We start from the raw sequence: 23,130 nt of genomic DNA on the forward strand, positions 1-23,130 counted from the left end.
TTTAATTCTGAAAGATTTTCATAGTTTCATTATAGCTACTTTCAAATGCCAATAGATTTAAACCTGTTGGCATTTGTTGTTTTTGAAAATAAGAAATCAGTTTTTCAGTAGGCATATTTCCTACAAGCTCATCCTTAGCCATAGGGCAACCTCCGTATCCGCGAATAGCTCCATCGAAACGCATACATCCCGATCGATAAGCATTATCCACTTTTTCATGCCAATCGTTAGGCGAAGTGTGAAAATGAGCTCCAAATTCAACGGTAGGATATTTAGGTATAAGATATGTAAATAATTTTTTAATAATCTCACCCTCAGCACTTCCAATGGTGTCAGAGAGCGAAATGATACGGATATCTTTTTCTATAAGTTTTTCAACCCAATGTTCTACAATTTCTTCGTTCCAAGGGTCTCCATACGGATTTCCAAACCCCATGGATACATAAACAACCAGCTCTTTGCCACTTTTTTCCGTTTTATTTTTTACATAATCCAGCGTTGTAAGACTTTCCGCTATGGTCTTGTGAGTGTTTCGCATCTGAAAATTTTCTGAAATTGAAAACGGATAGCCTAAATAGTCAATTTGTGGATATTTGGTAGCGTCATCAGCTCCTCGTTCGTTAGCAATGATGGCAAGTAGTTTACTTTTAGTATCTGATAGGTCTAATTTTTCTAATACCTGAGCGGTGTCCGCCATTTGTGGAATAGCTTTTGGCGATACAAAACTACCAAAATCAATAGTATCAAACCCGATATTCAGCAAGGATTGGATATAATCCACTTTTTTTTCGGTAGCTATAAAATCTTTCAATCCTTGCATAGCATCGCGCGGACATTCAATGATTTTGATATGTTTTTTAGAATGATTCATTGAAGAAAATAACTTGTTTAGCAATGCAAATATAGTGTTTTTTTACAATCTTGAAACACTTTACTTATGTTGAAACATTTTGAAAATGCTGTTTTTTCAGTATATTCTATTTCCCATAAGAATTCAAAACAAAAGCTCCTTCTTCAGAGGTTGCATAAAATGGGATATTTTGTTTTTCACAAGTTTTCCGCCATTTCTTCAGTAAATAAGTAGGATTTGTTCCGTTAGAAATTACATTTTTAGGCTTAATTTCCAGTAACATACGCTCAAAATTCACCTTAGGAGCATCCATTAAAATCAGATTGTCTATTACCAATCCTAAGTCTTTTGGGTATATTCCTAAACTATCAACGAATAAAATATTTTTATGTTGAAAATCAGTAATAGAAGGAATTTCTTTTGTTTTCACATCGTTTATACCTTTAGCTTTTTGGTAGTTTTCAATTAAGCGGAATTTTTGAGTTGTATCAGGTTGATATACAGTAATTTTATTACCCTTTCGTTTTAAGAAAATATTTTGCTTGTATTTTTGAAAAACAATAAACTCCTCTGTAGTTTCAGATTGATATTTGCCGTAGAACAACACTCCTTGAAAAATTATTACAGAAATTAAAAACAGCATTATACGTTTGTACTGTACTTTATTTACTAAATATATTACAGTAATTAAAACTAAAACACTGGTAATTAGAATCTTATTATCAAAATAGATGTGCTTGATAACAAAATCCTCTTGATTAGCAATCAAACCTGCAAACGTATTTATACAGTTGATTAAAAACTCTGTGATTGAAACTAAAAACAGGGGTACTACGTTTAAAAATCCACAAATTAAAGACAAAATCCCGAATATTAAGATTGGAGCTAACAAAGGAACAATCAGTAGATTAGATATAAAAAACAAAGTAGGGAACTGACGGAAATAGTACAGACTTATTGGTAGAACAATGATTTGTGCTGCAAATCCGATAAGCAATAATCCCCAAAAGTAACTGACGATTTTGTTTTTCGGTTGCCACCAGCGTTCCATTCGTGGGTAAAACACTAAAATAGAAAATACAGAAGCATAACTCAACTGAAATCCAACTTCATACAAAAAGTTTGGTCGAATAAGTAATAAGAACAACATAGAAAGCATGAGTGAATCAAAGCGTCCACGTCTGCGATTGAGCAACGAAGCGACTCCCATAAAGCTAAACATTGTAACAGCTCGTAATACGGATGGCGACAATCCTGCAATAAAAGCAAAACTCCATAAACTGACAAGTAATATTCCAAAACGTATTGATTTCCAATGTTTTTTGTCAGGTATTTTTTTTAGTAAGTACAACAAGATGATGGTTATAATCCCCACATGAAGCCCTGAGATAGCGAGAATATGTACAGCTCCTGCGTTGATGTAATTTTGATATACTTCTTCATCTAAATCAGATCGATTTCCTAAAAGAAGCGTTTTCAATAAGGAAGTAGTTTCTTTTGAAAAATACGTTTCCAATATAGTTTCGCTGTTACGGCGTATGTTTTCAGCTACTGAAATAATGGAAAAAGAAGATTTTTCACCAGAAATGAGTGTGTAATTTGATACGTTCGCAAGTCCGAATACATCTTGTCGTTCCATATATTGTTTGTAGTCAAACTGGTATGGGTTTTTAGGAGTAGGAATGTCATTCAGTTTCGATGCAAAAATAATCACATCATTTCGTTGAAAATCAGTATTTTGAATAGCGTTTTCAGGAAAGAAGCATAAAATAGATCCACTTGTAGGTTGATGGTCAGCTGAGAGTAAGTCTGCTTTATAGGTTGTTCCAAAATTTGATTTTGAAGTTTGTTCAATAATTTTAGCTTTTAGTAAATAAGGAGTTTGTTTTTTCAATACATTTGTGTAATGTGTTGATTTTGTTGTAGGATCATGCAGTATACTGACAAATATTCCAACTGCGATTGAAGTTAAAAAAGTAGTGAAAACAAACCCTTTACTGAAAATTGATTTTTGAAGTGATAGAAACAGATGTACACCTAATATGAAAATTGCTATAGCTATGGATATTGAACTCGTCTGTAAAGACAAAAAATCACCCTTTGGAATTGCAATACCTATTACAATTCCGATAAGAATGGTTAGTATGGCTAAATTTGTAAATTTCACATAACTCGTTTTGCTTTTCTGTATGCTTTTGACCAATATCCCTCATTAAGAGATGATACGATAACTCCTCGTGATGTTGAAGAATGTATGAATTTGACTTCACTTCCCGTTTCTACTACAATGCCTACATGCGAAATACGATTTGTTTTCCCCGTAGCAAAGAAAAGTAAATCCCCCACTCGAATATTATTAAGTTTCACACCATTTCCTTGATTTGCCATATCAGTGGAAGAACGACTAAGAGGTACGCCTACCGTTTTGTAAACCGTACAAACAAAGCCCGAACAATCCATTCCAGAACGGGTAGTTCCACCGTAGCGATACGGCGTTCCTAAATAAGAAAAAGCAGTGTCAATCACTTTTTTGGTAGTTCCTTTTGCGTTTGAGGATGCTGGAATCTCTGTGTTTGTCTCTCGAATAGGATTTTCAGCTTTTGAAATATTGGTTCTCTGTTTCGTTTTTATAGGTTGTTTGGAAGTAACATATTTTGTAGTACTGTTTTTTGCTTTTTTATTTTTTTTTGTAGTTGATTTATAGGAAGTTGTAGTCCGCTTCCGTGTGCTATATCGTTCAGCACAGGAAGTTAATAACAATCCAAAAATTAGTAATAACAGTTTTATTTTCATCTTTCAAGTAGATAGAATAATCAGCAATTTCTCATCATTAAGTTTTTAACTTTTGTGCTATTTGACCTGTACGAGTTTCAATACCAATCCTTTAAGTTAATACTTACAATAGCAAAAACTTTGCCAAAGTTTTAACACCTCAGCAAAGTTAATTTGCATTTTCTGTTGAATAAATACTCTATAATTTAGTTTACAACAATTTTAAGATTTTCATTTTGCTCGTCCACATCAAAATATATCGTATTTCCTTCTTTGATATGTGAAGCTACTATTTCTTCCGCCAGTATATCCTCTACATATTTTTGAATGGCACGTTTCAGCGGTCGGGCACCATATTGTTTGTCATAGCCCTTTTCAGCAATGAACTCTTTCGCTTTTTCGCTCAATTCGATAGTGTAACCTAAATCCTTAATGCGTAAGTATAATTTTTTCAATTCAATATCAATGATTCGGAAAATATCCTCTTTACTCAACGGATTGAAGGTTATCACATCGTCAATGCGGTTTAGAAATTCAGGAGCGAATACCTTTTTCAGAGCATTTTCAACGATTGATTTTTCATGTGCATCTGATTGTGAGGTTTTTGCAGCGGTTCCGAACCCGATTCCTTGTCCAAATTCCTTGACCTGTCTTGCTCCAACATTTGAAGTCATAATGATGATACAGTTTCTGAAATCAATTTTTCGTCCAAGGCTGTCTGTCAAAAAACCGTCGTCAAGTACCTGTAATAACATATTAAACACATCAGGATGTGCTTTTTCAATTTCATCTAAAAGCACTACTGAATAAGGTTTGCGGCGTACCTTTTCCGTTAATTGTCCTCCTTCCTCATAGCCAACATAACCTGGAGGAGCTCCAATAAGTCGAGTGGTTGAGAATTTTTCCATGTACTCGCTCATATCAATGCGAATCATCGTGTCTTCTGAATCAAACAATTCCCGAGCTAACACTTTAGCTAACTGTGTTTTACCCACTCCTGTTTGCCCTAAAAATATAAACGAACCAATGGGCTTATTAGGATCCTTTAAACCTGTCCTGTTTCGTTTGATTGATTTGATAATCTTTTCAACAGCAACATCTTGCCCAATAATCTTTTCTTTGATAGTATCGGAAAGTGTTGAAAGTTTATTCATTTCTGTCTGAGCAATTCTACTTACAGGAATGCCACTCATCATAGATACCACATCGGCTATATGCTCTTCTGTTACAGTGTCGCGATTCAGTTTGGCATCTTCTTCCCACTTGCGATGTACCTCTTTTAATGTGGCTTCAATTCGTTTTTCGTCATCACGCAAACGAGCTGCTTCTTCAAATTGTTGACGAGCAACAGCATTATTTTTTGCTTTTACAACTTCTTCCAATTCTTCTTCCAATTCCAAAATCTTCTTAGGAACTTTCATTTGAGTGATGTGGATTCTTGCTCCAGCCTCATCCAAGGCATCTAAAGCCTTATCGGGTAAGAAACGATCAGTGAGGTATCTACTTGTTAGTTTAACACAGGCTTCAATAGCTTCATCTGTATAGATTACATTGTGGTGGTCTTCATATTTTTTCTTGATATTTTGTAATATCTGGATAGTTTCATCAATCGAAGTTGGCTCAACGATAACTTTTTGAAAACGTCTTTCCAATGCACCATCTTTTTCAATAGATTGTCGATATTCATCTAAGGTAGTTGCTCCAATACACTGTATTTCACCACGAGCTAATGCTGGTTTGAACATATTGGAAGCATCTAAACTTCCACCTGCTCCTCCTGCACCTACCATTGTGTGAATTTCATCGATGAATAAGATGATATCATCATTTTTTTCCAACTCATTCATGATAGCTTTCATACGTTCCTCAAACTGCCCACGATATTTTGTCCCTGCTACTAACGAAGCTATGTCAAGGGTAACGACGCGTTTGTTGTAAAGTACTCTTGAAACTTTCTTTTGTATGATTCGCAATGCAAGACCTTCGGCAATGGCACTTTTTCCAACGCCAGGCTCACCTATAAGTAAAGGATTATTTTTCTTACGTCGGCTCAGGATTTGAGAAACACGCTCAATTTCTTTGTCGCGTCCTACCACAGGATCCAATTGTCCTTGTTCAGCTAATAGAGTCAAATCTCTACCAAAGTTATCCAAAACAGTTAGCTTTTTGGCACCTCGTTGTGTTCCTGATTCTTGCTGTCCTTTTCCTTTGTCGGGGGTTGGTTTGTCACTTTTGTCAAACTCTTCAAATTCATTAGAAATATTTCCACGCAAAAAATGATCGCCTTGTGTAGGTTGGAATTTTGTTTTTACAATGTCATAACTAACTCCTAAACGATTGAAAATCTTTGTTGTAGGGTCGTTTTCGTTGCGTAATATACTCAGTAACAGATGCCCACTGTTCACAGTGTCGTCTTGTGAATTTCTGGCTTCTAAATGAGATGCATGCATAGCCCTTTCCGCCTGTTGGGTAAAGTGCATGGTGTTATGACTACCAGGATTTAATCCTCGCATTGAAGTTAAACCATAAATTTGCTGACGTAGGCGTTCCAAATCAGTGTTTAAACTCAGTAGAACATCTATGGCTCTTCCTTCTCCCTCTTGTAATAAAGCTAAAATGAGGTGTTCCGTCCCGACTACGGATTGCCCTAATCGAATGGCTTCATCATTGCTATAGGCGAGAATTCTTTTTACTCTCGGCGAAAAATTATCATTCATATCAATTATAATCTATAAACTTGGTATCATATGACAAAAATCATTCCTTTTGTTCAAGTACTGCCCTTTTGTCATTTATTTTGAAGGGATATACAAAAAAAGAAGTTATCTTCGCATTCCTTGCATCATTTGCATCATTTTCTTACCGCCTCCTCCTTGCATCATTTTCATCATTTTACTCATCTGGGAGAATTGTTTCATGAGTTGGTTAACCTCTTGAATGTCTCTTCCACTTCCTTTGGCAATACGACGTTTTCGATTGGTATCAATGATGGATGGGTTGCTACGTTCTTTTGGAGTCATTGAATAAATAATCGCTTCGATGTGTTTGAAGGCATCATCATTAATATCCAAATCTTTAACAGCTTTTCCAACACCAGGAAGCATCCCCAAAAGGTCTTTCATGCTTCCCATGCGTTTGATTTGTTGTATTTGTTCCAAGAAATCATCAAATCCGAATTGGTTTTTAGCGATTTTCTTTTGTAATTTTCGAGCTTGTTCTTCGTCAAATTGCTCTTGAGCTCTTTCTACCAGCGAGACCACATCACCCATTCCCAAAATACGATCGGCCATACGCTCAGGATAGAAAACATCAATAGCGTCCATTTTCTCTCCCGTACCGATAAATTTGATAGGTTTATCCACCACCGATTTGATAGAAATCGCAGCACCACCTCTTGTGTCTCCATCCAATTTGGTAAGGATAACACCGTCAAAATTAAGCACATCGTTAAAAGCTTTGGCGGTGTTTACGGCATCTTGTCCTGTCATTGAATCCACAACGAAAAGAGTCTCTTGAGGATTTAATGCTTTATGGATGTTCGAGATTTCGTTCATCATTTGTTCATCCACAGCCAAGCGTCCTGCCGTATCGACGATTACAACGTTGTATCCGTTGGATTTGGCATACTGAACCCCTTTTTGAGCAATATCCACAGGATTGTTGTTTCCTCTATCCGAAAAAACTTCAACTCCCACTTGTTCTCCTACAATGTGAAGCTGGTCAATTGCCGCAGGACGATATACGTCACAGGCAACTAACAGCGGTTTTTTGTTTTTTTTCTTTTTAAGGAAGTTAGCTAATTTACCAGAGAAAGTCGTTTTTCCAGAACCTTGTAAACCTGACATCAAAATCACAGAAGGGTTACCTGATAGATTGATTCCCGTAGCGTCTCCCCCCATCAATTCGGTAAGTTCGTCTTTGACGATTTTCACCATTAGTTGACCAGGTTGTAGAGATGTTAGTACGCTTTGTCCTAATGCTTTTTCTTTTACTTTCGAAGTAAAATCTTTAGCTATTTTATAGTTGACGTCGGCGTCCAATAAGGCTCTACGTACCTCTTTGAGCGTTTCAGCAACGTTGATTTCCGTTATTTTTCCGTGTCCTTTAAGATTGTGTAACGCTTTCTCTAACTTATCACTTAAATTATCAAACATAATTTCCTCATATTATATTAATATGCAAAGGTAGAAAAATAATTAGAAATGCCAAAAAATAGTTTTTGGCTCATAAAGCAACGGTAGGAGATTTCGTAATTGTTTACGAGAAAGAGTTCTATAGAGAAAACCTACCCAAATCACGAGTGAGTGAAATGGGAGAATTTACCTTTCATTATCTCTAAGGAATTGATCAACTTACAGTTTCGAGTGTAATGATATTTACGATAATGTAATTTGTAATTATACTCCTTGAATATGATTGAGTTAGAAGATGTATAAGTTTGTTGTTATACTTTATGATTTACTTTACTAAGTTCATTTTTTTTGCTTTTTCAAACATGAAATCTTTCGCCGCAGTGTAATCATTCGGGATTTTACCTTCCAAGATAGCTTCTTTGATAGCATCTTTAAGAATGCCTATTTCTCGTGAAGGTTTTAAGTTGAATACTTCCATGATTTCTTCCCCTGAAATAGGAGGTTGAAAGTTGCGAATGTGGTCTTTTTCCTCTACTTCTACCACTTTTTGGCGTACTATCTGGAAATTGTCGCGATATTTTTTGATTTTTTTAGGGTTTTTCGTGGTAATATCAGCCTCACAAAGCGTCATCAAATCTTCAAAATCATCACCTGCATCAAAAACCAAGCGACGTACTGCTGAATCTGTTACGATATCCTCTGCAATTATGATAGGTCGTGAACTCATACGGACTATTTTCTGTACGTATTTCATTTTTTCGTTCAGAGGCATCCGCAGTCGTTTGAAAATTTGGTAAACCATTTTACTACCCAAAAACTCGTGTCCGTGGAATGTCCAACCAATTTTCTTGTCGAAACGCTTTGTGGGAGCCTTCCCCACATCGTGTAGTAATGCTGACCAACGTAGCCACAAATTATCGGTATTTTCGGCAATGTTGTCTACAACTTCGAGTGTATGCCAGAAATTGTCTTTATGGCGTTGCCCATCCTGTTCTTCAACCCCTTTTAAATCAATGAGTTCAGGAAGTATGTGATGTAGTAGCCCTGTTTCGTAAAGCAATTTCAGTCCTATGGAAGGTTTTGGTGAGGCTAGAATTTTGTTGAGTTCGTCTACGATACGCTCGTTGGAAATGATTCTCAAACGATCTTTGTTTCGAGCAATAGCTTGGAGAGATTCTTCTTCAATGGTGAAGCCTAATTGTGTTGCAAACCTAATAGCACGCATCATTCTGAGAGGGTCATCGGAATAGGTTATATCAGGGTCAAGTGGAGTTCGGATGATTTTATTCTCAAGATCAGAAAGACCATTGAAAGGGTCAATAAGCTCACCAAAATTTGATTTTGAAAGTGATAATGCCATTGCATTAATGGTAAAGTCACGGCGATTTTGATCATCTTTTAATGTACCACTTTCTACATAAGGTTTTCGAGAATTCGAGCTATAACTTTCTTTTCTTGCCCCTACAAATTCAATGTCTAGTCCGTCACATTTAATCATTGCTGTACCGAAATTTTTAAATATTGACACTTTTGGATTGTCAGGCAATTTTTCGGCTACTTTTTCCGCCAATGAAATCCCACTTCCAATAGAAACAATGTCAATATCTTTTGGAAGTTTGCGTTTGAGGATATAGTCCCTAACGAATCCACCAATGACATAACTTTCTAACGATATTTCTTCAGAAATATCACTAATTAATGTAAAAATAGGATTTGAAAGAGCTTTTTCGTGATACATACTTATTCTTGTCGAGATTATCGACATATCTCATTTTATATTATTTTCTACTAAATTTTAGTTACCAACTCAAGGACTTAATTGCAAACAGATACCAAGGCAGGTTAGTTTGACTACTCATTGAATGAATTGATTGTTTTTCGAATTGCTGTGAGCCTTGTTAAAAGTCCCTCAAGTAAGTCGAGGTGAAGCATATTTGCTCCGTCACTTTTAGCGTTGATAGGGTCGAAATGGGTTTCTATAAACAATCCATCAACGTTGTTTACAATAGCCGCACGAGCTATGGTTTCAATCATGTCAGGTCTGCCCCCAGTAACACCACTCGTTTGATTGGGTTGTTGTAGTGAATGTGTAACATCCATAATAACAGGTGCATAGCTTCGCATAGTTGGAATGCCTCTGAAATCAACTATCAAATCTTGATAGCCAAACATGGTTCCTCGATCAGTGATTAGAGCGTTATTATTTCCGCTGTCTTTTACTTTTTGTACGGCATGTTTCATGCTTTCAGGACTCATAAACTGTCCCTTTTTCAGATTTACGACCTTACCTGTTTTAGCAGCAGCAACTACTAAATCGGTTTGTCGAACCAAAAACGCAGGTATTTGAAGCACGTCCACATATTGAGCGGCTAATTCCGCATCGCTCACTTCATGAATGTCCGTAACTGTTGGTATTCCAAAAGTTTTACCTACCTTTTCAAGGATTCTTAACGCTCTTTCATCACCAATACCCGTGAAAGAGTCAATTCTACTGCGATTAGCTTTCTTGAAACTACCTTTAAATACATATGGTATATGTAATTTTTCTGTAATAGACACTATCTTCTCGGCAATTTTCATCGCCATATCCTCTCCCTCAATAGCACAAGGTCCTGCAAAAAGGAAGAAATTATTTTCTTTACTATTTAACTGAGCCATTTTTTTATTTTCGAATACGTTTTGCTACCAAAAATATCAACAACAGCAAAAAAGCTATCAAAGCTATTCCTGCCGAAATCAATGCAATAAAACTACTCCCCTCCAACGGATTGGAAAAATCAATCAGATAAATATTAACCCCGATGCTGATCACCGAAAGGATTAGTAGTATATAAATTAATATCCTCATTTTGAATGTTTTTAAAATAATGAAGCTACTCCCTCTGTAGCAAAGAGCCCTTTTATGTTGGTTGCAAATAATTTAACAGCAATGGCTAATAATATTACACCAAATATTTTGTGAATCACGCTGATACCTTGCTTACCTAATATTTTTTCTATCTTTTTTGAAGATTTTAGAACAAAATATACGAAAATAATATTAATAAGAATTCCTGCAATTATGTTTTCCACTTGGAATTCAGCTCGTAAGGACAAAACAGTGGTGAGAGATCCAGCACCTGCAACTAAGGGAAACGCCAACGGAACGATTGAAGCTGTTTGAGGTTCCTCGTCACGGTAAAGTGTTATTCCCAAAATCATTTCCAAAGCCAGAAAGAATAAAATAAAAGCACCCGCCACGGCAAAGGACTCTACTGTTACTCCAAAAAGGTTCAGAATCTCCTTTCCTAAAAATAAAAACAAAATTAGTAACAGTCCTGCTACAATAGCTGTTTTTTCTGATTGAATATGCCCCACTTTTTGGCGTAAATTAATGATTATCGGAATACTACCAATGATGTCAATCACAGCAAAAAGTACCATTGTAGCAGATATAATTTCTTTAATATCAAAATTCATTGGTTAATTTTTTGGCAAAAGTAGTAAAAAAAACTCTGAAGTAGAAGTGTTGTTACGTAGGATTATGGGTAAAAATTAATTTAACACTTTTATTCTTAGTTTAATTTATTGATTTTCATACAAAAAATACTTTATGTAAAGTGTTTGGTAAGTTATTTATTTTTCTATTCCACGTATGGAGAAAGGTGTAGTAAATGTCATTTTGTAGTAGGACGTTTTGTTTTTTCATGAAAGTAACTAGTTAACTTTGCAATGTACCTGAAGTACTCGTTTATTGCAAAATAGGTTTAAGTTCATTTTCTAATTTAGTTTTTCAGTCGTTTAATTTATTTCTCATGAAAACGATAAAATACGCATATATTTTCCTGTTTTTTGTTTTTGTTTCTTGTCAGATACAAAATAATGTAGATAAAATAGATGTTTTTTCTATTTTGGAAGAAAAAATTACGTCTATACAAGAAATAAAATCAGATTCTATTATCTTTCCTGTCAAGATTTATTCTTTCGGGTAGTGGATTGTCAGGATAAATCTTTCGAATTACTCTCAAAATATGTTTGATTTCATAAAAAATTATAAATTACAGATTATCAGTCGACACTTTCACTCAACCAAAGTCTTCTGAGATCTACTCCCATCGTAAAAAACGAAAAAACACTTTTTGATAGAGATTATTCCGCAGGATTTCAAGGATTGTCTTTTTAAATCAAATTAGTTAAAGAAACATCTGAAAAGTCAAAGATTTTTGGGCGAGAATGACAAACACTATCAAAAATGAACTTTTACTAGCTCTTACTTTCTAACTTTTTCTTTTTTTGCTCGTAATTTTGTCTGAAATTCCTATTTTTTCGACTACTCAACTTTTTTCGGTTGTTTTTATTATTCCAAACAACCAATACAAAAGCTACAGCCAATCCGATGGTTACATAAATAAATAATTCCATGATTAATTACATTATTTTCGGGTGTCATTATCAATAAGTCCATCTCTCAAACGAATAATTCGATGTGCATGTTGAGCAATATCCTCTTCGTGAGTTACCAAAATGACGGTGTTTCCTTTGCTATGAATTTCGTCAAACAAGGCCATGATTTCATAGGAAGTCTTAGAATCTAAATTTCCAGTAGGCTCATCAGCTAAAATAATAGAAGGAGAATTTACCAAAGCTCTAGCTACAGCTACACGCTGTCGTTGCCCTCCGGAGAGTTCATTGGGTTTGTGCATCATGCGGTCACCAAGTCCAACAAGTTGAAGTACTTCTTTGGCTCTCTCACTACGTTTTTCTTTACCTACACCAGCATATACCATAGGTAAAGCAACATTATCCAAAGCCGTGGTTCGTGGCATTAAGTTAAATGTTTGAAATACAAAACCAATTTCTTTATTACGAATATCGGCAAGTTCCGCATCCGACATTTTACTCACATCCTTTCCATTGAGAATGTATTCTCCCGATGTAGGTGTATCCAAACAACCTAAAATATTCATCAACGTGGATTTTCCAGAACCTGAAGGCCCCATAAGAGCAACATATTCACCTTTTTCAATGGTTAAATCAATCCCCTTTAGTACGTGAAGAATTTCACTACCCAATTTGAAATCACGTCTTATATCCTTTATTCTTAGTAAACTCATTAGTTAAAATTTGAAATAATAAAGCTACAGGCAAATATACTACTTTTTTTAAAAACTTTGCATAAATGAAAACAGCTTTAAAAATAAAAAAACTTCGGAAAGTTATCTAACTGAATGTTAGAAACTTCCCGAAATTGTAGTAATAGCTAAATCTTCTTCTGTATTCAAAAAATCAGCTAAAAAATATTTCTTATAACGTGTATGTCAATCCAAAATTAACTCCTATTGATGAGTAAGGCGCTGCAGGTGGATTTTTATCAGACCAATCGTATTCTTGTTCAATAAGTGGTAATAATGATTGGAAAGTAGCCCCAGCAGGAGTCTGAGCCATGGCTGTTGCCATTGTTTTAAATTGCTCATAAGAAATTGATTTGCCCGCAATAGTTGCTGAAAAATTATCCAATTTTGATGTTTTTCTACCTACATTGACCATTAGATATTCCCCTTCAACAAAAAGTGAAACATTATCACTGAGTTTAAGTCTGTATCCCAAACCTCCTATAAAACCAAAAGGAACTTTTCCGTGAAAATTAGTTTGGAAATCAACTTTTAAAGGGACCATAGGTATGAAAGAACTTGATGGAGTATGTGGTATTCCAGGAATTGTTGCATTTAAACTGGTAAAACTTTCTGTTTTTCCACCAATTTTGGTAACACCTCCTGCCCTTAGATATATATTTTCAGTCACATTAAATACTGCCGATAGCGAAACTCCAAAAGCTCTTCCACGTGCTTTCATATCCACCAAAGGAGATTTGTTTGTTTTAACATCTTCTCCGTGTAGGTATCCTACAGATAACTCGACTCCCAAACGTTTTGTGAAAAAATAACCTCCTCGCAATTGTGTCTGAAGACCAGCTCCGTAGCTCCCTTTTAATTCGCTTACACCACTTGCCGTTACTTCACGTCCAACCACTTTTTTGTTGGCTTCAAATCCATAACCTCCGCTAACAGAAATGTACGCTTGTCCATAAACCGCTGTCATTCCGAAAAGTAAGGTTACTACTGCTAAAAAACTTTTTCTCATTTTTGTAATATATTTTTTGCAAACATATAAAAATAAATAATATCTGCAAAATTTATATTACAACGAAACCTACCTTTCTGTGAAAAAATATCCATTAACTGTGAAAAAAAGAAGCTAAATACCGTGCAACTCCATCTTCTTTATGATGAAATGTAACTCCATAAGCTATTTTTTTCACCTCCTGACGTGCATTTCCTACAGCAATTCCATATTTTACCCCTTGAAGCATTTCCAAATCATTATAATTATCACCAAAAGCCATTGATTCATCCAACGTAAATGGATATTTATGTTCCAAAAGCACTCGAATACCTGTCAATTTTGACACTTTTAAGTCAGAAACTTCGATATACGTATCTTTAGCACGATAAATATGTAAATTTTGTCCAAATTGTGAGTTTAATATAGTAAACATCTCCTCAATCAGCATAGCATCCCCCATTAACATAATTTTATGAGCTCCTATATTTTGTTCCTTCCAATCGGTAATAACTTGAGAATTTGAACGTATTTCTGGAGTAGTTTTCGTATTGTTTTCCTCACGTTGAGCCCAAAAATCATAGTCAGGTACATACCATAAATCATTATGATACAAACTAATATGTATCTTGCCGTTAAACTGTTGTTCATTGAGTTGGACAATTTGCTCAACCAGAGTGATATCTATTTCAGTGGAATGAAGTACCTGACCATCGTCGGACAACACCAAAGCTCCATTGTACGCTATCATAGGATAATCAATGGTTTTCAACAAATTTTGTAAATAACGCATCTGCCGAGGCATTCGTGAAGAAACCAATATAAAAGGTACCGTGTCTTTCAAGCGATTAACTTCATAAATAGTTGATTCAGAAATAGTTCTTTCACCATTAAGTAGCGTTCCATCAACATCTGAAAATATAATTTTGCAATCCATTTTAGTTGTTTAATTTTTTGTATATTCTTCTTTACTATGCGATTATCTACTGTGCTTATTTGTTGCACCTTTATGGTTCATCTTCTTAATTTATTCCTATATTTTTGTGTACATAGATAGATTCTATTTGAAATACACAAAATACACAAACCTAATTATTAACACATTACACTCCCAAAACATCACTCATAGAGAAAATTCCTTTTTTGTCTACGATCCATTCGGCAGCAAGTACGGCTCCAAGAGCAAATCCATTCCGATTATGGGCTGTGTGTTTTATTTCAATGGTATCAACTTCACTTTCATAGATTATCGTATGAGTTCCTGGTACGTTTTCAATACGTTTCGCCTTTATTGGGATCTCATTTTTTGGGGCAGCATCTAATTTCCATCCCGTTTTATCTGATTTTTCTATGATCCCTTCTGCCAGAGTAATTGCGGTACCACTGGGTGCGTCTAATTTTTGTGTATGGTGAATTTCTTCAATGGAAACAGCATACTCTTTACGTGAAGCCATCAACTTAGCCAAGGTTTTATTGAGAGCAAAGAACACGTTGACGCCCACACTAAAATTTGAAGCATATAAGAAAGTTCCTTGATTTTCAGCACACATTGCTACGGCTTTATCATAATCTTTCAACCAACCTGTGGTTCCTGCAACTACGGGAACTCGGTGCTTAATACAATTACTGATATTGTTAAATGCACTGTCAGGCGTACTAAATTCAATTGCTACATCAACAGTAGAAACATCGTAAACCGCATCCGCACTATCAATTTTCAAAACTATTTCGTGTCCTCTTTCTAAAGCTATTTTTTCAATGGTTTTTCCCATTTTACCGTATCCAAGAAGTGCTATTTTCATAATATGGTCATATTTTGGTCATTAAGATTCTGAACTACAAAAGTACACCTTTACAAATAATATCAAAAGTTTTAGAAATATATTTTAGTATATTTCCAAAATTCGCTCTTCGTCAAAGCCTCCTTCAACAGAAAAAACAATTGTATATTCTCCTTTTGGCAAATAAACCCTTCCATCAGAAGCTGTTTCTAAAGAAATACGTTTGGCAACTCGTTCAAACATCACCTTCCCTACCGATGAAATGGTCATGTCGTACGGAATGTAATTAAATCCTTTTGAGGTCTTGTAGGTAAATGATTGTAAAGTTACTTTTCCTTTCATAATTTTGATTTGTAACTTCATCTCTTTGGACGCAAAAACTTCAAAATGGGTTATTGGCAATTCAGCAGATTCCCAATCACTCCAAGTATTCCCCCAACGATTAGAATGTTCAACCCGAACTTTTTCTCGTAGCGGAAAGAAATCTTGTGCAACAATTGCAACACGAAGCGGTTGAATTACCTCAAGTGACGATTTGAATACCCCAAATCCTGCCGTGGACACTAAAATCTCACTCGTACCATCGTTAATAAATATATCTAAGATACCTGTCGCTGGTAAACTTCCAAATGAGTGCCAACTCTCCCCTAAATTGAAAGAAACATATAATCCACTATCAGTCCCTAAATAAATAATTTGCTCATTTTTAGGATCTTCCTTAACGATATTAATACGTCCATCGGGCAAATTGCTACGAAGTTCAGTCCACGTAACTCCCTGATCTTCACTCATAAATATTAGAGGCTCTGGATTCGTTTTGTCAGGGTGAGAAAAGGTTGCAAACACACGTTTTTGATGATGTTTAGACGCAACTAAATTATTAACTTTAAATGCATTAGAGTTAGAAGCATACATGCTCTGCCATGTAGTCCCTCCATTACTGGTTATATGAATCGTACCGTCGTCGCTACCTACATAGAGCAATCCAACACTCAAAGGCGATTCGGCAATAGCTGAAATAGTAGCATAAATATCGTTCCCTTTTTTCGAACCAATAGTCAAATCTTCAGAAATAGTACGCCAATTTTGTCCTCTATCTGATGAAAAACGCATTTTATTACTTCCTACATATAGTACATCACTGTTGTGCTGAGAAACCAATAAAGGAGTCTGTTTACCAAAACGTAAAGGGGCTTTATTTTCTGAAGTATATAAAGACTTCAAGCGTAAAAAAGTATTCTTTTCTACATTATAACGATAAAAAATACCATTTCCACTGCCTACATATATATCGTTTTCAGAGCCAAAAAGCTGTCGCTGTGATGATATTTTTGTCCAAATATTATTTTTACTCATAAAAACACCTTGCTCACTGGCTAAAAACAGCGATTTTTGATGCTTATCATATCCTATCTTAGTGAATGAAACAGATTGAGGCACATTCCTAAAAATCCAATCTTTACCTTGAGTATATGAAATTGCTAAACCTTTTTTAGACGTCGCGTAAAGCGTATTATTTCGATAATAAATCTTTTCAAAACTATCGTCGAGAGAAACGTTATGTTTACTTTGCCACGACTTTCCCCCATCAAGAGATTCCAATAAAGGATAAGCCCCAATAAAAAGATGCTTATCATTATTAGGATCAACAGTAATAGCTCCAAACTGGTTTCCATTTTGATAAAAAACATCTTCCAAAGGTTGAGAATGTGTTTTTTGCCATGTTTTTCCACCATCGGAAGTTACATAAACCTCAGCTCCTATGACTTCCTGTTGACGAATTCCCAAAAAAATCATCAACCGAGCAGGTGAAGTTATTTCAGCCGAAATCATATCTTTCAGATTTTGAGCAGTATATTTTTTATCTTGCCCTATGGCATGTAAAAAAGCATTGAGTTTATTGTCATCTAAATTTAAAAAATCTGTTTTATTCATTGCTTCGAAATCGCGTTCCAATAAATGTATATTGGTTATTTTAGCAAGATTCCGAGTGGCTACAGACCTTGTTTTTGAACCTCTATTATCCACCACTGCATAGACCTTCTCATCACCATGAGCAGCTAATCCTATTTTACCGATAAAGTTGCCACTCAAAAATCCATCTGTAGACACCTTTGACCACGAAGTCCCAAAATCTTCACTCTTATAAACAGCACTCATACTTCCGTAAGGAATTGATTTCCAAGTGGTAGATTCGTCATGCCACACTGAAGCAAATAGTGTTTGCCCATTAGGAGTGTCTATAATTTGGCTAACACCTGCTCTATTTCCAACAAACAAGCTATGTTGCCACGTTTTGCCTTCATCCGAAGTTTTGAAAACACCTCGTTTTTCATCTGCATCAAACGGATTTCCCAAAACTGCAACCACTACTTCATCCGTATTCCGAGAGTTTATGTGAACAGATTCAATGGTTTTAAATTCGGGCAATCCACCAAAAAACCATGAGTTACCTTTATCCTTTGAAGTAAAAAGTCCATAAGGAGTTGCCACCCAAATAATACCTTTACCCCAATGAACAGCAAAAGTTTTTATCTGTTGTGTAGGCTGATTTTGAAAGATATTTTCATAAGTAATCCCTGCATCTTTACTGAGCCATAATCCGCCCGAAGCAGGTGCCACCATCCATTCCAATGGATTATCCTTCCGAATATCAAAATGGTTGATTTGATTACCTATTTCAGGGGTATATATTCTTTCAAATGGGACATTTTTGACCCATGAATTCTGATCCAATTCATTTTTTTGTTGAACAACCAAAGGAAGAGATTCTTGTGCTAAACTACACAATGAAACGCTCAGTAATCCTATTAAAAAATATTTTTTCATCCTATAAAATTAATCCAAGTTTTTGTTTGTTACTATAAAAATACGTAGTGACCTTCAACATCGGCTGAAAGTTTTATACCGCAGAATACCACTATTAGAGGTGTTGCAAAATTAAAAATTATTTTATTACGATAAAAAATAAATCGGTAAAAGATTGAAAGTGTGATTGAAATCACCGTGTCTACACAAAAATCACAAAATTAAATGTTAAAAAGTTGGTATATTAAATTAAAAGATATATATTGCCCTCATTAATATCTTATCACATAAACAACATGCAGAAAAAGGTAAAATATGAAATGGAATTTGTCATTCAGGTTTCTCCACAAATGCTGTATCAGTATATTTCCACACCTTCTGGACTTTCGGAATGGTATGCTGACGATGTAAATTCAAGAGGTGAGATTTATACTTTTATTTGGGATGACACTCAGGAAAAAGCCCGATTACTTCGCAAAAAAATGGATGAATCAATCAAATTCCGTTGGTTAGACTGCGGTGACGACTCTTATTTTGAACTAAAGATTATGGTCGATGAATTAACTCAAGATGTTTCATTAGTCGTGGTAGATTTTGCCGAACCCAATGATTTGGAAGAATCTAAAATGTTGTGGGAAAACCAAGTAACCGAACTTCGACACGCCTTAGGTACTGCTTAGAATTAATTATAACTATATGAAAATAAACTACAACGGGACATTTCTATCTTCCGAGGAACTTATTTTGTCATGTGAAAACAGAGGTTTCAAATATGGCGATGCTGTTTTCGATACTGTTAAATATACTAATCAAAAATTAGTCTTTTGGGAGGAACACTACCTACGATTAATGGCAGGTATGCGTATCCTACGAATGGAAATTCCTATGAATTTTACTTTAGAATTTCTTGAAAATGAAATTCTAAAAACATTAAATATCAATGAATTAAACAACACCCCCACACGAGTTAGGATGACCGTATCTCGAAAAAATGGCGGACTTTACACTCCTCATACAAATGATGTTGACTACCTCATCGAAGTACATCCTATCTCGTCTATTTTCTATGAATTGCATGAAACGCCCTACGAGGTAGAACTTTTTAAAGATTTTTACCTACAACCTGATTTATTAGCCAATGTAAAACACACGAATCGGATTATTAATATCATAGGAAGTGTTTTTGCTAAAGAAAACGACTATCAAAATTGCATCTTACTGAACAGTAACAAGAATGTTGCAGGAGCATTGAACGGTAACTTGTTTATGGTCGAAGGTAATAAACTCAAAACCCCTCCCCTAACCGACGGTTGCATCAATGGTATTACTCGGAAAGTACTTATTAATTTGCTAAAAAAAATCCCTGAATTTGAAGTTATTGAAACATCAATTTCTCCTTTCGAACTACAAAAAGCAGATGAACTTTTTATCACAAATAGTATCATAGGAATTCAACCTATCACAAAATATCGAAAAAAAACATACACTAACTTAGTGGCTAAAAGCCTTATCGGAAAACTCAATACAGCCGCTCGATTTGGTGTAAGTTAATAAAATTCTTTCGCAAAATGTACCAATTTAAAATAAACGGGCTGAGGGTATTAACTCTCAGCCCGTTTATGATTTCAATAAATTAGTGATGTTTATTTTTTTCTTGATAAAAGAACTATACCTCCAACAAGAGCAGCTACACCAAGACCTAAATAAACGTACCCCATTGTTTTAGAGTCTTTGTCTTCAGCTTTAATTTCAAACCCTGCTAACTCTATTCCTTTTGAGCTATCATCAATTACTTGATAACCTTTATAACCGCCGAAAATACCGACAATCAATAATACAATTGCAAAAATCTTCTTCATAACATATTTTTTTACTTGTTCAGTCGCAAAGTTAAAAAGTATAAACTTAAAAAACAAACTATTTACGTTTTAATACTTTTTCTACAGCTTTTAGTATGCCATCTTTGTCGAGTCCGTATTTTTTCATTAGTTCGGAAGGTGTACCTGATTCTCCGAATGTGTCATTCACCGTTACGAATTCTTGTGGAATAGGGAACCTTTGTGTTAGTACACGCGATATACTTTCGCCCAATCCTCCGTAGTAATTGTGTTCCTCACAAGTAACAATACATTTGGTTTTCTTTACGGAATTTAAAATAATTTCCTCGTCCAAAGGTTTGATAGTGTGAATGTTAATTACTTCAGCAGAAATACCTTGTTTTTCCAACTCGTCGGCAGCAAGTAAGGCTTCCCAAACCAAATGTCCTGTGGCGACAATAGTTACATCTTTCCCTTCTGTTAGAAGAATGCCTTTACCAATTTCGAACTTTTGGTCTTCCGGAGTAAAATTTGCTACAGTCGGACGCCCGAAACGCAAGTAAACCGGTCCTTGATAGTCAGCAATGGCAATAGTGGCCGCTTTGGTTTGATTATAGTCGCACGGATTGATAACTACCATTCCGGGGAGCATTTTCATCAGACCGATGTCTTCCAAAATTTGGTGCGTTGCTCCGTCTTCCCCTAAGGTAAGTCCTGCGTGTGAAGCACAAATCTTTACATTTTTGCCCGAATATGCAATCGACTGACGGATTTGGTCATACACCCTTCCCGTTGAAAATGCGGCAAATGTACCCGTAAACGGAATTTTTCCTCCTATGGTAAGTCCTGCTGCAATGCCCATCATATTGGCCTCAGCAATACCAATTTGGAAGAAACGTTCAGGGTTTTCTTCAATAAATTTCTCCATTTTGAGCGACCCAATAAGGTCAGCACACAACGCCACTACGTTAGGATTGGTACGCCCAAGCTCAGCCAATCCTGCCCCGAAGCCGCTTCGAGTATCCTTTTTTCCTGTGTCTGTATATTTCATAATTGTATTTATTCAATAATTTTCCCGTTGTTAATATCTATTTTAATTGTTTTTATTCCTTCTTCAAATTGCTCTTGTTTTTCATTATCTTCGTATCGAAGTGTGTAATTTATTGTAAAAGTCCAAATATTTTCCGATTTATTTAGCTCAGTTACTCTACTGAGAAATATTGTTTTGGAAGGGAAAATTTTCTCAGAATCCACCTGCCAAATTGTATTATTATCCTTAATATTTATCCTTTTAAACAGCTGTTTTTCATCTCCAAATAGGATAGCTTCTTCCTGATTTAAAGTATATATCTTATCAGGATTGATTAAGAATTTTGAATTTGATTTAAACAAAAATTGCCATTTATCGCCGTAAATATAAAAATCTCTATCAGAATTTCCTGTTACTTGAACCAAAAAATTAGTTTCATTCCAAGTACGTATGTCGATAATATCCCCATTCCAATCATACGAGCTATTATCTATTTTAACAAAAGTATCCTTATGAAGCACAAAAGAGAAAAGAACATAATACGGATTTACCTGAGTATTTCCTTGTTCTGCCCAATCACGTGTTATATCAATCCAAATGAAACCATCTTCTTTTAATCGACTTATGTTAGGTGTAAAACCCTTTACTAAATACGTTTTTTCTCCTTTTTTTACTTCTTTAGGAATAGACTCTTTGTGTGAAACTACGATTTTTTTATTCTGAATTTTATATAAAAACAACTCAAAATCTTTCTTTCCTACAACAATTTCAAAATCTTTCCCTAACGAAATTCTTTCGATAGAAATATCTTGTGGAATATTTCTTTCTTGTTTAAAAACTTCAAGAAATTCTTGTCTGTTTGGTTCACTTTCTTTATTGCACGATAACATAACTATCGACAATAATATAAAAACTAATCTTTTCATTGTGTTGAATTTTTAAAAGATAAACTATTATTTACAAAAAATCATTATACAAATGAGAACTAAAACTCAATATCCATTGGCAGAGTTTCTCCGTTTCCTTACTTTTGTTTTGCTCTTTTCTTTCAACCATTGTACTTGTTTCCGAGCTTCTTCTAAGGTAACAGGCGATTGTTTGGATAGGTTCTCCATACTTAACCTTGCCCTTTCCTGAAAGGATATTTTGTAACTCATTTTTAATCATTTGTATTTATTATTCAATATAAAAAAGAATTAAACTTACAACTTAAACATATAAGTTAAAAATTTTATATATAAAACTTCATCAACTTGTATATATATTTTTATAAACTTATATATACTTTTTTGATAAGATATATACATATAATTTTAACAATATATCTATCTGTATAATAACAAGTTTGTATTTCTTTCCAAAAAGAAAACTATTTTTTATATTTTTCGTACTTGATAACGCGTTGCATTTCCTTTAAATCTATTCCAGGGGTAAACTGAATTTTATTGCTTTTAATTAAAGCAGGATTGAATTTCTCCGCGGTTTCTGCTCCCTCGCTTGAAATAGTAATTCTAAAACTTCCGAAATCACCCAAACGAACAATACGTCCTTCTGAAAGATGTTTTACTAATACTTTGGTTAAATCATTGAGTACCGCCAAAACATCGGTATCCGATACGGTTGATGAACCTGTGGCGATTTCTTTGGCAAGAGCACGGAAAGATATTTCACCATCTGCCTTCGCACTTGCATAAAATTTAGGTTGAGCTTCTTTATCCAATAGGTTTTTTCGCTCTACGATGTTGTATTTTACTGCCATAATAAATAAATTTTTTAGTGATATAATATATATAAGGTGTAATATTTTTATATTTATAATAAAACAAACAAACCGAGCAAA

Annotated in this window: 22 protein-coding genes; 2 read left to right on the forward strand and 20 right to left on the reverse strand. The window is 34.9% G+C overall.

From position 1 onward, the window contains the following. Nucleotide 1: 1 nt before the first annotated feature. The 15 genes from CCAND38_RS06185 to CCAND38_RS06250 form a co-directional block, all read right to left on the reverse strand. Entirely contained in the window at nt 2-871 is an 870-nt protein-coding gene (locus CCAND38_RS06185) for a hydroxymethylglutaryl-CoA lyase-like TIM-barrel protein (RefSeq protein ID WP_042344389.1), read from the reverse strand. 106 nt (nt 872-977) lie between these two features. Beyond that, on the reverse strand, nt 978-3,017 hold the full coding sequence (locus CCAND38_RS06190; protein ID WP_042344422.1) for a ComEC/Rec2 family competence protein: 2,040 nt from the start codon (nt 3,015-3,017) through the stop codon (nt 978-980). After that, on the reverse strand, nt 3,014-3,643 hold the full coding sequence (locus tag CCAND38_RS11375; RefSeq protein ID WP_052458162.1) for a C40 family peptidase: 630 nt from the start codon (nt 3,641-3,643) through the stop codon (nt 3,014-3,016). The genes CCAND38_RS06190 and CCAND38_RS11375 overlap by 4 nt, the downstream gene beginning before the upstream one ends. Nucleotides 3,644-3,828: 185 nt before the next feature. After that, nucleotides 3,829-6,339 (reverse strand): ATP-dependent Clp protease ATP-binding subunit, encoded by a 2,511-nt coding sequence (locus CCAND38_RS06200; RefSeq protein ID WP_042344391.1) that lies wholly within the window; start codon nt 6,337-6,339, stop codon nt 3,829-3,831. 105 nt (nt 6,340-6,444) lie between these two features. Next, a complete protein-coding gene (gene ffh, locus CCAND38_RS06205; RefSeq protein WP_042005644.1) occupies nt 6,445-7,776 on the reverse strand; it encodes a signal recognition particle protein in 1,332 nt (443 codons plus the stop codon). A gap of 304 nt (nt 7,777-8,080) precedes the next feature. After that, entirely contained in the window at nt 8,081-9,493 is a 1,413-nt protein-coding gene (locus CCAND38_RS06210; RefSeq protein ID WP_042344393.1) for a CCA tRNA nucleotidyltransferase, read from the reverse strand. 113 nt (nt 9,494-9,606) lie between these two features. Next, nucleotides 9,607-10,413, reverse strand: coding sequence for a 3-deoxy-8-phosphooctulonate synthase (kdsA, locus tag CCAND38_RS06215; protein WP_042005650.1), 807 nt, complete (start codon nt 10,411-10,413; stop codon nt 9,607-9,609). A gap of 4 nt (nt 10,414-10,417) precedes the next feature. Beyond that, nucleotides 10,418-10,603, reverse strand: a complete 186-nt coding sequence (locus CCAND38_RS06220; protein ID WP_042344395.1) for a hypothetical protein — start codon at nt 10,601-10,603, stop codon at nt 10,418-10,420. An 11-nt stretch (nt 10,604-10,614) separates the two neighbouring features. Further along, a complete protein-coding gene (locus tag CCAND38_RS06225) occupies nt 10,615-11,214 on the reverse strand; it encodes a MarC family protein (RefSeq protein WP_042005655.1) in 600 nt (199 codons plus the stop codon). 783 nt (nt 11,215-11,997) lie between these two features. Beyond that, on the reverse strand, nt 11,998-12,156 hold the full coding sequence (locus CCAND38_RS11965; RefSeq protein ID WP_172914084.1) for a hypothetical protein: 159 nt from the start codon (nt 12,154-12,156) through the stop codon (nt 11,998-12,000). An 11-nt stretch (nt 12,157-12,167) separates the two neighbouring features. Then, nucleotides 12,168-12,848, reverse strand: a complete 681-nt coding sequence (locus CCAND38_RS06230) for an ABC transporter ATP-binding protein (RefSeq protein ID WP_042344398.1) — start codon at nt 12,846-12,848, stop codon at nt 12,168-12,170. Between the two features lie 190 nt (nt 12,849-13,038). Continuing rightward, on the reverse strand, nt 13,039-13,875 hold the full coding sequence (locus CCAND38_RS06235; RefSeq protein ID WP_042344399.1) for a putative outer membrane beta-barrel protein: 837 nt from the start codon (nt 13,873-13,875) through the stop codon (nt 13,039-13,041). A 94-nt stretch (nt 13,876-13,969) separates the two neighbouring features. Further along, nucleotides 13,970-14,791, reverse strand: coding sequence for a Cof-type HAD-IIB family hydrolase (locus tag CCAND38_RS06240; RefSeq protein WP_042005661.1), 822 nt, complete (start codon nt 14,789-14,791; stop codon nt 13,970-13,972). 166 nt (nt 14,792-14,957) lie between these two features. Continuing rightward, nucleotides 14,958-15,656 (reverse strand): 4-hydroxy-tetrahydrodipicolinate reductase, encoded by a 699-nt coding sequence (gene dapB / locus CCAND38_RS06245; protein ID WP_042344400.1) that lies wholly within the window; start codon nt 15,654-15,656, stop codon nt 14,958-14,960. Between the two features lie 84 nt (nt 15,657-15,740). Continuing rightward, nucleotides 15,741-18,464 (reverse strand): WD40/YVTN/BNR-like repeat-containing protein, encoded by a 2,724-nt coding sequence (locus CCAND38_RS06250; RefSeq protein WP_042344402.1) that lies wholly within the window; start codon nt 18,462-18,464, stop codon nt 15,741-15,743. A gap of 275 nt (nt 18,465-18,739) precedes the next feature. Between CCAND38_RS06250 and CCAND38_RS06255 the strand changes: the two genes are divergently transcribed. Continuing rightward, entirely contained in the window at nt 18,740-19,123 is a 384-nt protein-coding gene (locus CCAND38_RS06255; protein WP_042005667.1) for an START-like domain-containing protein, read from the forward strand. Nucleotides 19,124-19,139: 16 nt separating this feature from the next. Further along, nucleotides 19,140-19,994 (forward strand): aminotransferase class IV, encoded by an 855-nt coding sequence (locus CCAND38_RS06260; RefSeq protein WP_042344403.1) that lies wholly within the window; start codon nt 19,140-19,142, stop codon nt 19,992-19,994. A gap of 92 nt (nt 19,995-20,086) precedes the next feature. Here the strand turns inward: CCAND38_RS06260 and CCAND38_RS06265 are convergent, their stop codons facing one another. The 5 genes from CCAND38_RS06265 to CCAND38_RS06285 all read right to left on the reverse strand — a co-directional run bounded on the left by CCAND38_RS06265 (nt 20,087) and on the right by CCAND38_RS06285 (nt 23,049). After that, nucleotides 20,087-20,302, reverse strand: coding sequence for a hypothetical protein (locus CCAND38_RS06265; RefSeq protein ID WP_042005672.1), 216 nt, complete (start codon nt 20,300-20,302; stop codon nt 20,087-20,089). A 58-nt stretch (nt 20,303-20,360) separates the two neighbouring features. Then, a complete protein-coding gene (locus CCAND38_RS06270) occupies nt 20,361-21,314 on the reverse strand; it encodes a transketolase family protein (protein WP_042344404.1) in 954 nt (317 codons plus the stop codon). Between the two features lie 5 nt (nt 21,315-21,319). Then, nucleotides 21,320-22,216 carry a hypothetical protein gene (locus CCAND38_RS06275; RefSeq protein WP_156129779.1) on the reverse strand — a complete coding sequence of 299 codons (897 nt, stop codon included), beginning with the start codon at nt 22,214-22,216 and terminating at the stop codon, nt 21,320-21,322. 66 nt (nt 22,217-22,282) lie between these two features. After that, nucleotides 22,283-22,447 (reverse strand): hypothetical protein, encoded by a 165-nt coding sequence (locus CCAND38_RS11970; RefSeq protein WP_172919842.1) that lies wholly within the window; start codon nt 22,445-22,447, stop codon nt 22,283-22,285. Between the two features lie 212 nt (nt 22,448-22,659). After that, nucleotides 22,660-23,049, reverse strand: coding sequence for an HU family DNA-binding protein (locus tag CCAND38_RS06285; RefSeq protein ID WP_013997442.1), 390 nt, complete (start codon nt 23,047-23,049; stop codon nt 22,660-22,662). Between the last annotated feature and the right edge of the window lie 81 nt (nt 23,050-23,130).

This window comes from Capnocytophaga canis (assembly GCF_000827555.1).
GTDB classification, from domain to species: domain Bacteria; phylum Bacteroidota; class Bacteroidia; order Flavobacteriales; family Flavobacteriaceae; genus Capnocytophaga; species Capnocytophaga canis.